Below are 12,548 nucleotides of genomic sequence, written 5' to 3' on the forward strand. Positions count from 1 at the left end.
CCCTATGACGTGGCACGCAGGTAGGTCAGGACCGCGGCGACGCGACGGTTGACGTCGTCGGTCGGGGGCAGGCCGAGCTTGGCGAGGATGTTGCCGACGTGCTTGCCGACGGCGGACTCGGTGATGTACAGCCGTCTGGCGATCGCGGAGTTGGAGTGCCCCTCGGCCACCAGGGCCAGGACCTCCTGCTCGCGGTCGGAGAGCTCGCCCAGGGAGTCGGGCCGGGGACGGCGGAGCAGGCGCCGCACCACCTCGGGGTCGATGACCGTCCCGCCGCCCAGGACGGTGTGCAGCGAGGCGACGAAGTCCTCGATGTCGACGACCCGGTCCTTGAGCAGATAGCCCAGAGCGCGACCGCTGCCGGTCTCCAGCAGTGCCGCGGCGAACTCGGTCTGCACGTACTGGCTGAGGACCACGACGGCCAGCCCCGGTTCCTCCTGACGGAGCGCGATCGCAGCTCGTAGACCCTCGTCGGAGTAGGAAGGCGGCATCCGGATGTCGGTGATGACGAGGTCGGGGCGATGCTCGACGGCAGCCTCCATCAGCTGGGTGGCGTCGTCGACCGCGGCCGCCACCTCGAAGCCGAACCGGGACAGCACGTCGGAGAGGCCCTCGCGCAGCAGCACTCCGTCCTCGGCGAGGACGATCCGTGTCATGGCAGGCATGGCAGCTCCACACGCAGCTGGGTCGGTCCTCCGACCGGACTCGCAAGCAGCAGCCTGCCCTGCACGGCGGCCACGCGATCGGCCAGACCCGTCAACCCGGTGCCGTGGTCCGGGTCGGCGCCGCCGCGCCCGTCGTCGCTGATCTGCATGGCCAGCACGTCGCCGTTGCGCTCGAGCAGCACCTCGGCGCGGCTCGCCGCGCTGTGCTTCGTGACGTTCGCCAGGCCTTCCGCGGCAACGAAGTAGGCGGTGCTCTCCACCTCCTCGGACACGGCCCCGATTCCTTGCGGGGACACCGTGACGTCCACCGTGATCGCGGACCGCCCGGCGAGCTCGCGCAACGCCCCGACGAGCCCGAGGTCGGCGAGAGTCTGCGGGCGGATCCCGTGGATGAGCTCGCGCAGGCCGGCCATGGACTCCTTGGCCTGCTCATGTGCGCTGGCCAGCGCCTTCCCGGCGTCGGAGTCCTCCGGCACGTCCAGGCGGGCCATCGCGAGCTGCAGGGTGAGGCTGGTCAGCTGGTGCTGCGCGCCGTCGTGCAGGTCACGCTCGATGCGGCGTCGCTCGGCCTCGTGGGCCTGCACCAGACGCGTCCGGGAGCGGGAGATCTCCCGCAGCTCGCGGTCGTGACGCGCCACGTCGTCCAACAGGGCCCGCGTCAGCGTGGCCTGTCCGGCGGCGAGCAGGCCCACGACGTAGGGCGAGAGCAGCAGCAGGACCAGGCCCGCGGCGGCGTAGGGGAGCGCCTGCCCGGCGCTGCTGATCTCGGTGACCCCCATCGCGATCGGACCGGAGCCCCCGACGACCAGCCACAGGCTCGACAGCAGGATGGCGGTCGTCGCGGCCCCCAGCGCGCCCACGCCGTACCCGAGCGGCACGACGGTGCCCAGCAGCACCGCGAACAGTGCTTCCCGCCACGTGGCTGCCGCGGACACCCGCCGACGCAGCCAGGCGCTGGCGCCCACGGGGGCCGTGCGACGTACCGAGGCGACCGGGCGCGGGTCGACGATGCCGAGCCGCCACCGTTCAAGTCCCGCGAGCACCATCGCCAACGGCAGACCGAGGACGAGGGTGAGCACGAGGCTCCCGACGGCCAGGACGAGCAGGGGAGTGGTCAACGGCTCTCCCTCGACGACCCGCTGCGCTCCCACCAACCACGGGAGTGCGGCGACCAGCACGGCGAACGCGGTGCCGGCCGCGATCGGCGCGCCCGTCACCAGGTAGGCCAGGGCCCGCCAGGGCCACGGCGACACCGCGAACCGGGGACTCCGGAGGGCCTCGAAGACGTCTTCTGGATGCTCAACAGACACCCCGTCAACCTATCCGGGGCGAGCCGCCCAGACAGCCCGGCCAGATGCACCTTCGGAGGTGGGGCCAGACCCACCTCGGAACACCCTCCACTGGTCGTGCAGCCCGGGCTCGCTCCGTGATGGTCTCGTCGCCATGATCCACAGCACCTGCACCAAGGTCGGTGCGCTCTGCCTCATCCTGGCCGCGCCGCTGTTCCTCGCCGCCAACGTGATCGCCGGACTCGCCTGGGAGGAGCCTGCCTACAGCTGGGCCGTCCACAACATCAGCGACCTCGGCAACGTGCACTGCGGCACCTGGGACACCACTCGCCCTCGGGCCGTCTGCTCGCCATGGCACGTCTTCTTCAATGCCTCCTTCGTCCTCACCGCCGTGCTGCTGGCTGCCGGGACCGTCCTCACCGGCCGTGCTGGCGGCCGTGGCGCCGTGGTGCGCACGACGCAGGTCCTCCTCCTGCTCGCCGCCGGCGGCTACGGCCTCGCAGCCTTCCCCGCGGACGTCAACGAGAACAACCACTTCCTGGGTGCTCTGCTGATCATGGGGGTCGGGAACGTGGGGATGCTGATCGCATGCCTCGCCCCACGGGCGACGCCGCTCGGTCGTATCCGACCGCTGACGGTCGTCCTCGCCGTGACGGCGGCCGCCGGGACGACGCTCTTCTTCAGCCAACAGGGACTGGGCATCGGCGTCGGCGGCATGGAGCGAGTCGCCGTCTTCCCGCTGCTCATCTGGGCAACGTGCCTCGGCACGCGCATCGTCACTGCGCCGGGCGACGACCCCTCGACCGTCCCCGCGTGATTAGTCGCCGGGCCGGACGAGGCCGTGCTCGTACGCCAGCACGACGAGCTGGACGCGGTCGCGGACGTCGAGCTTGGTGAGCAGCCGTCCGACATGTGTCTTGACGGTGGCCTCCGACAGGTACAGGCGTGCACCGACCTCGGCGTTGGAGGCACCTCGAGCCACCTCGAGGAGGACCTCGTGCTCGCGATCGGTCAACCGGTCCAGCCCCGGAGCGGGCGCCGGTTCTCCGGGGAGCGAGGGCAGCACGTGATCGAGCAGGCGGCGGGTCGTGCTCGGGGCGATGACCGAGTCGCCCCGGTGCACCACCCGCACGGCCTCCGCCACCTGCTCGGCCCTGGCGCTCTTGACCAGGAACCCGCTCGCGCCGGCACGCAGGGCGGCGAAGACGTGCTCGTCGAGGTCGAAGGTGGTCAGGATGATCACCTTCGGAGCGGGGGAGAGGCCGCCCAGACGCTCGGTGGCGGCGATACCGTCCAGCCCCGGCATCCGCACGTCCATGAGCACGACGTCGACGGGCGTGTGCCGGGCCGTCTCCACCGCCTCGTGGCCGTCAGAAGCCTGGGCGACGACGCGCAGGTCGTCCTGGGAGTCGACGATCATGGCGATGCCGTCACGCACCAGGTCCTGGTCGTCGACGACCATCACGCGTACGGCGGTCATCGGGTGTCTCCTGTCGTCGGGACGGTGGCGCGCACGGTGAACCCGCCCTCCTCGGGCCCGGCCGAGAAGACCCCACCGAGTGCCTCGACGCGTTCGCGCATCCCGGTGAGGCCGCGTCCGGGACGCGGGGGCAGTGTCGGGCCGCCGTCGTCGCTCACCACGACCTGCACGGTACTGGCGGGGGTGCCGGGTCGTCCCGTGACCGTGACACGCAGGCTCGCGTGCGGGCCGACGTGCTTGAGCACGTTGGTCAGGGCCTCCTGGACCACCCGGTGGGCGACGAGTCCGGTCGCGGCCGGGACGTCGAGGCTCTCGTCGACGTCGTCGTGGATGGTGAGGCCGGCTTCCCGGGCGCGCTCGAGCAGGTCGGCGAGGTCGGCCAGCCCGGGCTGGGGTGCGCGGTCACCGGTGTCGGGGTCCAGGGCGTCCAGCAGCGCGCGCATCCCGTGCAGGGCGTCCTGACCCGTGCGCGCGATCGTGTCGAGAGCGGGGACGACGACTGCCGGGTCGCGAGCAGCCATCATCCGTGCCCCTTCAGCCTGGCTCACCATCACGGCGAGGGAGTGGGAGACGACGTCGTGCAGCTCGCGGGCGATGCGCTGCCTCTCGTCGCGGCGAGCGCGTTCGGCCAACGCCTCGACGTAGCGTGCTCGCACGTACCGCAGTCGGCCCAGCTGCCACGGCACGGCCACCGCGGCTACGACGGCCACCAGGGCCAGGGCGCGCCAGGTGACCTGCCCGATCTCGGCCGTGCCGGTGAGGTCGGTGCTCCACAACCGAGCGAGGGTCAGGACACCGCCGACCGCCGCGATGGCGAGGGCCTGCAGCGCCTGCGTCGTGGGTCGCGCCGCCGCCACCGAGTACAGCATCACCGAGAACAGCAGGGAGCTGGGCAGCAGCACCACGGGAATGGCCGAGCCGTAGCTGCTCTCCACCCCGGCACCGGACGCCGCTGGCGCCGCCACGAGGACCAGCATGGCCAGGCAGGTGAGGAGGTAGGCGGAGCGTGGGACGACACGGCGCACAGCCACGCAGGCGTGCAGACCCGCGAGGACCACGACGAGCGCCGCACGCGCGGCCGTTGGCCACGAGGTCGAGACGACGACGTCGATGCTCGTCGGGATCAGCAGGCCGGCCAGCGCCACGGCGAGCGCGGTGTCCGCGACCCATGGCCGCGAGCGCGTCCATGACTCCAGGGCTGCGACACCGCGAACTTCCTCCACGCCGTCATCGTAGGAGAGAGGAGCCTCAGGGCGGGTCATCCCCGAGGCGGACCTCGGCGCGACGTCAGGCTGATGTGGGAGCGCCGACGTCGGATGGACGCTGGCGGCATGAACACCGTCACGACCCACTTGCCAGGCTCCTCCCGCCTCACGCCACTGCGCGAGGGCGCCCTCGTGCTCACCGTCCTCGCCTGCCTGCCGTACCTGGCGCTCAAGACGGCCTGGATCCTCGGCAGCGAGCTCGGGATTCCTGCTGACAGCGCCCTGCTCGACCACGAGACGACCATGAGGTTCGCCAACGGTCTCACGTTCCTCATGGACGCCACTGCGATCGCCCTGGCCTTCGCGCTCGCGCGATCCTGGGGTCGCCGGATCCCTGCCTGGCTGATCGCCGGGCCCGCGTGGATCGCCACCGGGCTCCTGGCGCCGATCGTCCTGGCCTTCCCCCTGCAGGCCGTGCTCGGGGTCGTGGGCGGCGGCAGCGAACCGGCGCCGGACTTCCTGGAACCGTGGGTCTTCACGGTCGTGTACGGCGGGTTCTCCCTGCAGGCGCTGGGACTCGGCGTGCTGTTCGTGCTGCACTCGATCGACCGTTGGGGACACCTCTGGCACGGTCCCGTCGCAGGGCTGCCCGCCCTGCCGACGTCGTCGGTCGCGCGCCTCTCGGTCGTGGGCGCCGCAGTGGTGGCCACAGTGCCGTTGGTCGTGCACATCGCCTGGGCGAGCGGTGCGAGCTGGCTGCGGGACGAAGGTGTATCGGGCGAGCAGGCCATGGTCCAGGGCGTCTTCGCCCTGCTGACGGTCAGCGGCCTGTGCGGTGCCGCGGTGCTGGTCCGCGGACGGTCCGCAGTGCCAGCCGGCGCGCCGCTCGTTGCCGCATGGGTCGGCTCGGCGACCGTGACCGCGTGGGGCCTGTGGATGATGTTCGGCACGGCCATGACCGATCCGTCCGGTCAGGTTGACACACCGGCTGGCATGGTCGTCGTGTTCGGTCTGGCCGCGACGTCAGGGGCGATGCTCCTGGTGACCGGTGCCCACCTGTTCGCCGGATGGTCGGCGGAGCGCCGAGAGCTCCCGGTCCCGGTGTGACGGGCGTAACCCGGCGAGCGAGTCGACGTTGCACCTGGCGTGCCCCTTCGCCACGCGCTCGCCCCACTCGTTGCCACATCATTCGCCGGACTTCTCGCCGCGGGTCTGCTGAGTCCCGTCCAGGCATCGGCAGAACCCAGCACTGAGTCCGACGTCTCGTGGCTGTGCAGACCGGGGATGGCCGACGACCCCTGCGAGATCGGGCTGGACACGACGTTGCAGGGTGCTGACGGCTCCGACGTCGTCCAGGAGCCGGAGCGTCCTGAGCAGGGCCAGCGTCCCGTCGACTGCTTCTATGTCTACCCGACGGTCTCCAACCAGCTCACCCCGAACGCGACGGCGACGCCAGAGCCCGAGATCCGCTCCATCGCGAAGTACCAGGCCGCCCGCTACTCCACGCAGTGCCGGATGTTCGCGCCGCTGTACCGGCAGGCCACGCTGCCCGGCATCGCGCTCGGCCCGCTGGGAACGGCCAGGACCGCCTACCTCGACGTGCTGGCGGCGTGGAAGCAGTATCTCGCCGAGGACAACGACGGCCGCGGCTTCGTCCTCATCGGGCACTCGCAGGGCACGCTCATGCTGCGCAAGCTCATCCAGGAGGAGATCGACGCCGACCCGCAGGTCCGGGGCCGGCTCGTGGGTGCCCTGTTGCTCGGCGGCAACGTGACCACCGCCAAGGGGGCCACCACCGGTGGGGACTTCGACAACGTGCCCACGTGCACCGAGCAGGGCGAGGCGGGGTGCGTGGTTGCGTACTCGACGTACGCGAGTGACCCGCTGCCGGTCTCGTTCTTCGGCAACGCGTCGTTCGACCCGGCCAGCGCGGCCTTCGGCCTGCCACCCAAGGCCGGCAGCCAGGTGGCGTGCACCGATCCGTCGGTCCTCAGCGGCAGCACCGAGGACGTCGGGGTGACCGTGCCGAGCGAGCCCTTCGCGACGGGACCGATCTACCTGGGCCTGGTCGTCAGTACCTACGGGCAGCTGCCCTCGGCGGACACCACCTGGGTCGTTCCACCGGACCGGTACGCGGGGGAGTGCCGCACCATCAACGGGGTCACCATCTATCGTTTCGACCCGGTCGGCGCCCAGTCGCGTCGTCCTCCGGAGTTCCCGCCGACGTGGGGTACTCACCTGTTCGACGGCAACCTTGGTCTGGACAAGCTCGTCTCCATCGTTGCCCAGCAGTCCGAGACGTGGCTGGCCGCCAACGCCTGACGGTCCATGTGTTGCCGTCGAGGAATGAATGATGTCCCGATGCGGTTGTACACTGGTGGAAGCCCTGCAAGGGGCTGTGACAACTCAAGAGGGGCTGATCGGTTTCGACTGTGGTCGTACGGATCAGGAGAAGCGGGTAGAGGAGGCAACGTCATCTCTCAAACGACCGTTGCAAACCAACAAGTGCCGATTCAAAGCGCACTGACTTCGCCCTCGCTGCCTGACAGCGACTGGTGAAGGGCAGACCCGGGAGCGTCCCCGTCCCGGATCGTCTGTCTCATCAAGGGGACTCGCTGATCGCGCTGCGTCACAGGGCGTGATCGGGACTTCACTGTGACTGGGCCTGTCGGTGACGCGTTCGTCCGAGCACCGGGGCCGAGAAAATCGCCAGACGAACTGCACCCGGAGAAGTCTTGATTCTGCGCCAGAGGACCCGGGTTCGATTCCCGGCAGCTCCACGCATGCAAGAGCCCCGTCGCCCCGGTCTTGGGCGACGGGGCTCTTGCATGCGTGAATCAAGCACCGTGAATCGAGTCGGCCCCTGCTGCGAGCTCTGCGAGCAGTAGGGATCCCGGCAGCTCGCGGCTGAGGGCCACCGGAGGGACGAGCGTGTGCTCCTGGAGATCGACTCGTCGGACACCGCACCGGCTGCAGTGCACGTAGAGCACTCGACCGGTCGAGGTCGGGTGGCTCGACTCCACGCACCACGCGTGCTCGTGACCGCTGGGTGCCGTGATGCTCTGCTGGTCGTGGTGGGCTTCCTGAGGTGTCATGCTGACACCATGATGTAATGCCCTTATGCATCTCAACCCTTACGGCGAGTATGCGGTTCTCCTTGCTGCCTCGTTGGCCAACGACTGGCCCGCCGACCGCTCGGGGATCGAGAAGCGCGCCCGCGAGTTCGGCATGACGATGGACTTCCCCGAGTCACCCGACGACCTCCTGGGTACACGGCGCGTCATCGAGGACTGGCTGAGGGTCGTCGACGCCTCCGATCCCCACGACCGTGCGCGCCTGCTGAACGCCCACATGGCGGCGGCGACCGCCTATCCGCGGCTGACGGACCACCACGACGAGGGGTGGCACCTGCACTACCGTGACGAGGACCAGTCACTGCCCCATGTGCTCCGTGCCGTCATCAGCGTCGGCACGGCACTGCACCTCACCACGCGTGGCATGCACCGCCTGAGGCGATGCGCGGCAGGTGCCACCCCAGGAGATCCCTGCTCGGCGGTCGTCGTCGACGTCACGCGCAACGGACGTCAGCGGTACTGCTCGGTGCGGTGCGCCAACCGGGCAGCCGTGCGCCGGCATCGCGCCCGAGCCGATCCGTCGGACTGAACGGGTGCGCTCGCCGTCAGGCGACTGCGGGAGGATGGACGTATGGCGGGGACGAGCTGGAGGCGACGGGTCGTGCTGATCGGTGGTGTGGTGCTCGCGCTCGGAGGCCTGCTGGCCGGGGCGATGTGGGCGTTCCAGCGGTCCCTCGTCTTCGTCCCTGACGCCGCACCGGTCACCGCCCCCGACGGTGTGCGGGAGGTGACGCTCACCACGAGCGACGACCTCGAGCTCGGCGCATGGCTCGTGGAGCCCGACGCAGCCAGCGACCGGGAGACTGCCGTCCTCTACGCCCCCGGCAACGGCGGCAACCGGGCCGGACGCATCGACATCGCACGAGGCATCGCTGCCGAGGGCTTCACCGTCCTCCTCGTGGACTACCGCGGGTACGGCGGCAACCCGGGCAGTCCCTCGGAGGACGGTTTGGCGAGGGACGCACACGCCGCTGCGGAGCTCCTGCGCAGTGAGGGGTTCGATCCCGCGCAGACCCTCTACCTGGGTGAGTCGATCGGGACCGGCGTGGTCGCCCGGCTGCAGGCCGACGTGCCACCGGCCGGGGTGCTGCTGCGCTCACCGTTCACCGACTTCGTCGCCGTGGCCTCGCACCACTTCCCGTTCCTGCCCGTGCGGACGATGATGCGCGATGAGTTCCCCGTCGAGGAGCACCTGGGCGCCAGCGACGTACCGGTCACCGTGCTGCACGGCACCGCCGACGACATCGTCCCGTCCGAGCTGAGCGTCCAGGTGGCCGAGACCGCAGGCAACCTCGTGGAGGAGGTCGCGTTGGACGGCGTCGGGCACAACGACGCCGAGATGTTCGGCCGGCCCGTCATCGACGCCCTCGTCCGCCTCGCGGACCAGCTGGAGCGCTGAACCTCCGCCGGAGCAGGACCAGGGGCGAACAGGGGTCACGGGTCGGGGTCATCCCCGATGCGTGAGGCCCCCGGGCTCGCCCAGCATGAGGACATGCCGACCCGAGTCATCACCGCCGTCCGCCGGCGAGCCCTGCGTTGGGCCTTGCGCCACCGAGAGTCCCCGGTCCCGGACGTCACGACGCTGCGCAAGCTCCCGGACGCCGCCACGTTCCCGATCCGACGCGACGGCATCCACCCCGTGCCGGAGCTCGCCGCATCGCACCGGCAGGGGCCGGTCACGCACCTGACGAGCCTGCTGGGCATGGACGTCTGGCTGGTCACCGGCCACGCCGAGGCACGAGAGGTGCTCGCCGACGTCGGCCACTGCAGCAACGACATGCGGCACCTGCTGGGTGAGCGCCGACGTACGGCGGCCGAGGGCATTGGCGGACTCGGCATGACCGATCCGCCCGAGCACACGCGGCTGCGGGGACTGCTGACGCCGGAGTTCACCAAGCGTCGTCTCGCGCGGCTGGCCGAGACGATCGACGCGACGGTCGAGGACTGCCTCGACGACCTGGAGCGGCGCGGCCCCGAGGTCGACCTCGTGCCGCACTTCGGGTTTGCCGTCCCCTTCCAGGTCATCTGCGACCTCCTCGGCCTGCCCGACGTCGATCGTGAGGCGTTCCACGCACTGGGCACCGCCCGCTTCGACATGTCGCAAGGAGGCGCCGGGGCGTTCGGGGCCGCCACCCAGTCACGCGAGTTCCTCATCGACGCCGTGGCCCGCCAGCGTGCCGAGCCGGAGGACGGCCTCATCGGCGAGCTGCTGCGCGAGCACGGCGACGACATCGACGACGTCGAGCTCGGAGGGCTCGCCGACGGTGTCTTCCTCGGCGGCTACGAGACGAGCGCCAGCATGCTCGCGATGGGGGTGCACGTCCTCCAGCAGCACCCCAGGGAGTGGGGCCTTCTGCGTCACGGCGCCCCCGCGGACGTCGATGCCGTCTGCGAGGAGCTCCTCCGACTGCTGTGCCCGGTGCAGGTGGCCTTCCCGCGGTTCGTCAAGACGGGCTTCGAGCTCGGTGGCAGAGACATCGCCGAGGGGGACGTCGTGGTGGTCTCGCTGGCGGCCGCCAACCGCGACCCGTCGGTCGTCACCGACCCGGACGACTTCACCCTGCGCGGGGGACGCAACCGCCACCTCGCCTTCGGGCACGGACTGCACCGCTGCGTGGGAGCAGAGCTCGCCCGCATGGAGCTGAGAGCGGCGCTGACCGGACTCGCCCGCCGCTTCCCGGACCTGGCCCCCGCACCGAACGCCGACGTCGTGTTCCGTGAGCTGTCGGTCGTGCACAGCATCGACTCCATGCCGGTGCGTCTTCAGGCAGCGGCATGAGCTGCTCAGGAGACATGCCCTAGATTGCGGGGCATGTCCACGCAGCACCGCATCAGCGTCTACGCCCACGACGGACTGACTTTTGACGTCCGCGACGAAGGACCGATCGACGGGGAGGTCGTCGTCCTGCTGCACGGGTTCCCCCAGACCTCCACGTCCTGGCAGCACGTCACCCCGCTGCTGCACGAGCAGGGCTACCGCACGCTCGCGCCGGACCTGCGCGGGTACTCGCCGGGGGCACGTCCCCGCGGACGGCGCGCCTACCGCACCGACCTTCTCGTGGCTGATGTCGCGGCACTGCTGGCGCTCGTCGGATCGCCCGTCCACCTGGTCGGCCACGACTGGGGCGCCGTGCTCTCCTGGGGCGTGGCCATCGGTCACCCCGACCTGGTGCGGACCCACACGTCGCTCTCCGTACCGCACCCGTCGGCGTTCATCAGCTCCATGGGACGCAGTCCGCAGCTTCTGCGCTCCTGGTACATGGGCTTCTTCCAGCTGCCGGTGATCCCGGAGGCGCTCATCACGCGGTTCCCCGGTGTGCTGCACCGCGCCCTCGCCTTCACCGGCATGGACCGCGAGGCGCGCGAGCGCGTCATCGAGGAGGTTGTCCAGGGTGGTGCACTCACCGGTGGTCTGAACTTCTACCGCGGCCTGCCACTGTCGTTGAGCTCCGTGGGCGGGCGCTGCACCGTTCCCACGACCCACGTGTGGAGCACCGGTGACGACGCCCTCGACCGCAAAGGTGCGGAGCTGTGCGAGAAGTACGTCTCGGCGCCGTACCGCCTCGAGGTGGTCGACGGAGCCTCGCACTGGCTGCCCGACCAGGAGCCGGCCACGGTGGCACGGATCATCGTCCAGCGGGCTCGCGAACACGCCTGATCGCCACTAGCGTGCTGACCATGAGCGAGCGTCAGCGAGTGAACCGAGGGATCGCATGAGTGAGCGTTACGACCGCACCGCCGTCGATGAGGCCCTCAGCGGCCTCGAGGGATGGGCGGGCGACACCGAGGCCCTGACCAAGACGTACCGGTTCGAGAGCTTCGCCGAGGCGATCGCGTTCATCCAGCGCGCCGCAGGGCCGATCGATGAGATGAACCACCACCCGGAGTGGACCAACGTGTACAACCGGGTGGACGTGTCGTTGAGCAGTCATGACGTCGGAGGGATCACCGATCGTGACGTGCGTCTGGCGGGTCTGCTCGACGAGCTTGCCCGCGCATGAGCGAGCCAGAGCCTCGATGAGTGATCGAGAGGTCCGCCGCGCCGCATGAGCGATCACTACCCGCCGTACCCGGGAGAGGACCCGGGACCCGTCGCCCCGCCGCCGGTCCAGCAGCCGCCGGTCCTGCAGCCGCCGGTCCAGCATCCGCAGGCCCGGCACCCGGCAGCGCAGTGGCAGCCACCGCCGGAGCCACAGCGTCCCCCGGAGGGCGCCGCCGTGCGCCCGGCCGCCGTCACCGCGGCGGTGTGGACGATGGTGGCCGGTGCGGTGACCACCATCGCCTCGACCGTCGTGGGCCTGTACCTGGTGGACCACATGACTGAGCTCGTGGCGCGAGACCTGCAGGCGGATCCGACGCTCGACGCCGCGTTCATCGATGGCTTCACGTCCGTCTTCACGGCCGCCATGATCGTGATCATCGCCCTCACCGGGCTGGTCGGCGTGATCGTGTGGCTGTGGATGGCCTGGAAGAACGCGCAGGGTCGTTCATGGGCCCGCATCACCGCCACCTGCCTGGGAGCGCTGGCCGTCGCCGGAACGGTCAGCTCGGGAGGTCTCAGTGCGATCGACTACGCAACCTCGGGTTTGCCGCTGCCGTCGACGGGACTCCTGCTCGCCCTGGGCCTGGTCACTGCGGCCAGCCTCGCCGTCAGCGCCCTGGCCGTCATCCTGCTGTGGCTCAAGCCGTCGAGCGCCTACGTCGCAGCCGTCACTGCGCAGCGTCGATGGAGGCAGTGGTCGCGTCAGTACGGCCACACGCACGCCGGCCAGTAG

General features: G+C 70.5%; 14 protein-coding genes and 1 other RNA gene. 10 read left to right on the forward strand and 5 right to left on the reverse strand.

The window, feature by feature from the left end; all coding sequences use genetic code 11:
• Positions 1-2: 2 nt before the first annotated feature.
• On the reverse strand, positions 3-665 hold the full coding sequence (locus ACEVFP_RS06670; RefSeq protein WP_375002864.1) for a response regulator transcription factor: 663 nt from the start codon (positions 663-665) through the stop codon (positions 3-5).
• A complete protein-coding gene (locus ACEVFP_RS06675) occupies positions 653-1,975 on the reverse strand; it encodes a sensor histidine kinase (protein ID WP_375002865.1) in 1,323 nt (440 codons plus the stop codon). Before ACEVFP_RS06675 ends, ACEVFP_RS06670 begins: the two co-directional genes overlap by 13 nt.
• 133 nt (positions 1,976-2,108) lie before the next feature.
• Here ACEVFP_RS06675 and ACEVFP_RS06680 point away from each other — a divergent pair, with 133 nt between their 5' ends.
• Positions 2,109-2,771, forward strand: coding sequence for a DUF998 domain-containing protein (locus ACEVFP_RS06680; protein ID WP_375002866.1), 663 nt, complete (start codon positions 2,109-2,111; stop codon positions 2,769-2,771).
• On the opposite strand, the gene ACEVFP_RS06685 is transcribed toward ACEVFP_RS06680, so the two are convergent.
• Positions 2,772-3,434, reverse strand: a complete 663-nt coding sequence (locus ACEVFP_RS06685) for a response regulator (RefSeq protein WP_375002867.1) — start codon at positions 3,432-3,434, stop codon at positions 2,772-2,774.
• Positions 3,431-4,657 carry a sensor histidine kinase gene (locus tag ACEVFP_RS06690; protein WP_375002868.1) on the reverse strand — a complete coding sequence of 409 codons (1,227 nt, stop codon included), beginning with the start codon at positions 4,655-4,657 and terminating at the stop codon, positions 3,431-3,433. The genes ACEVFP_RS06685 and ACEVFP_RS06690 overlap by 4 nt, the downstream gene beginning before the upstream one ends.
• Positions 4,658-4,765: 108 nt before the next feature.
• On the opposite strand from ACEVFP_RS06690, the gene ACEVFP_RS06695 reads away from it, so the two are divergent.
• From ACEVFP_RS06695 to ssrA, 3 genes are all read left to right on the forward strand, one after another.
• Positions 4,766-5,746 (forward strand): hypothetical protein, encoded by a 981-nt coding sequence (locus ACEVFP_RS06695; RefSeq protein ID WP_375002869.1) that lies wholly within the window; start codon positions 4,766-4,768, stop codon positions 5,744-5,746.
• A 177-nt stretch (positions 5,747-5,923) separates the two neighbouring features.
• Positions 5,924-6,961 (forward strand): DUF3089 domain-containing protein, encoded by a 1,038-nt coding sequence (locus tag ACEVFP_RS06700; RefSeq protein WP_375002870.1) that lies wholly within the window; start codon positions 5,924-5,926, stop codon positions 6,959-6,961.
• A gap of 90 nt (positions 6,962-7,051) precedes the next feature.
• Positions 7,052-7,422, forward strand: a transfer-messenger RNA (tmRNA) gene (gene ssrA, locus ACEVFP_RS06705).
• Between the two features lie 54 nt (positions 7,423-7,476).
• Here the strand turns inward: ssrA and ACEVFP_RS06710 are convergent.
• Positions 7,477-7,734 carry a hypothetical protein gene (locus ACEVFP_RS06710; RefSeq protein ID WP_375002871.1) on the reverse strand — a complete coding sequence of 86 codons (258 nt, stop codon included), beginning with the start codon at positions 7,732-7,734 and terminating at the stop codon, positions 7,477-7,479.
• Positions 7,735-7,759: 25 nt separating this feature from the next.
• Here ACEVFP_RS06710 and ACEVFP_RS06715 point away from each other — a divergent pair, with 25 nt between their 5' ends.
• The 6 genes from ACEVFP_RS06715 (at position 7,760) to ACEVFP_RS06740 (ending at position 12,548) form a co-directional block, all read left to right on the forward strand.
• Positions 7,760-8,302: a CGNR zinc finger domain-containing protein gene (locus ACEVFP_RS06715; protein WP_375002872.1), complete on the forward strand. Its 543-nt coding sequence runs from the start codon at positions 7,760-7,762 to the stop codon at positions 8,300-8,302.
• A 42-nt stretch (positions 8,303-8,344) separates the two neighbouring features.
• Positions 8,345-9,172 (forward strand): alpha/beta hydrolase, encoded by an 828-nt coding sequence (locus tag ACEVFP_RS06720; RefSeq protein ID WP_375002873.1) that lies wholly within the window; start codon positions 8,345-8,347, stop codon positions 9,170-9,172.
• 93 nt (positions 9,173-9,265) lie between these two features.
• Positions 9,266-10,552, forward strand: coding sequence for a cytochrome P450 (locus tag ACEVFP_RS06725; RefSeq protein ID WP_375002874.1), 1,287 nt, complete (start codon positions 9,266-9,268; stop codon positions 10,550-10,552).
• A gap of 33 nt (positions 10,553-10,585) precedes the next feature.
• The gene (locus ACEVFP_RS06730) at positions 10,586-11,431 is read left to right on the forward strand and encodes an alpha/beta fold hydrolase (RefSeq protein WP_375002875.1); all 846 of its coding nucleotides are present in this window, start codon (positions 10,586-10,588) and stop codon (positions 11,429-11,431) included.
• Between the two features lie 55 nt (positions 11,432-11,486).
• Positions 11,487-11,774, forward strand: a complete 288-nt coding sequence (locus tag ACEVFP_RS06735) for a 4a-hydroxytetrahydrobiopterin dehydratase (protein WP_375002876.1) — start codon at positions 11,487-11,489, stop codon at positions 11,772-11,774.
• Between the two features lie 45 nt (positions 11,775-11,819).
• On the forward strand, positions 11,820-12,548 hold the full coding sequence (locus ACEVFP_RS06740; protein WP_375002877.1) for a hypothetical protein: 729 nt from the start codon (positions 11,820-11,822) through the stop codon (positions 12,546-12,548).

Origin of the sequence: Aeromicrobium sp. CTD01-1L150 (genome assembly GCF_041951745.1) — a bacterium.
In the GTDB taxonomy this organism is placed as follows: Bacteria; Actinomycetota; Actinomycetes; order Propionibacteriales; family Nocardioidaceae; genus Aeromicrobium.

What these genes read in the sequence shown, in the direction of transcription:
- ACEVFP_RS06685 (WP_375002867.1), bottom strand. Translation starts at nt 3,434, where the DNA reads ATGACCGCCGTACGCGTGATGGTCGTCGACGACCAGGACCTGGTGCGT.
- ACEVFP_RS06670 (WP_375002864.1), bottom strand. Translation starts at nt 665, where the DNA reads ATGCCTGCCATGACACGGATCGTCCTCGCCGAGGACGGAGTGCTGCTG.
- ACEVFP_RS06700 (WP_375002870.1), top strand. Translation starts at nt 5,924, where the DNA reads ATGGCCGACGACCCCTGCGAGATCGGGCTGGACACGACGTTGCAGGGT.
- ACEVFP_RS06735 (WP_375002876.1), top strand. Translation starts at nt 11,487, where the DNA reads ATGAGTGAGCGTTACGACCGCACCGCCGTCGATGAGGCCCTCAGCGGC.
- ACEVFP_RS06725 (WP_375002874.1), top strand. Translation starts at nt 9,266, where the DNA reads ATGCCGACCCGAGTCATCACCGCCGTCCGCCGGCGAGCCCTGCGTTGG.
- ACEVFP_RS06680 (WP_375002866.1), top strand. Translation starts at nt 2,109, where the DNA reads ATGATCCACAGCACCTGCACCAAGGTCGGTGCGCTCTGCCTCATCCTG.
- ACEVFP_RS06710 (WP_375002871.1), bottom strand. Translation starts at nt 7,734, where the DNA reads ATGACACCTCAGGAAGCCCACCACGACCAGCAGAGCATCACGGCACCC.
- ACEVFP_RS06720 (WP_375002873.1), top strand. Translation starts at nt 8,345, where the DNA reads ATGGCGGGGACGAGCTGGAGGCGACGGGTCGTGCTGATCGGTGGTGTG.
- ACEVFP_RS06715 (WP_375002872.1), top strand. Translation starts at nt 7,760, where the DNA reads ATGCATCTCAACCCTTACGGCGAGTATGCGGTTCTCCTTGCTGCCTCG.
- ACEVFP_RS06730 (WP_375002875.1), top strand. Translation starts at nt 10,586, where the DNA reads ATGTCCACGCAGCACCGCATCAGCGTCTACGCCCACGACGGACTGACT.
- ACEVFP_RS06740 (WP_375002877.1), top strand. Translation starts at nt 11,820, where the DNA reads ATGAGCGATCACTACCCGCCGTACCCGGGAGAGGACCCGGGACCCGTC.
- ACEVFP_RS06695 (WP_375002869.1), top strand. Translation starts at nt 4,766, where the DNA reads ATGAACACCGTCACGACCCACTTGCCAGGCTCCTCCCGCCTCACGCCA.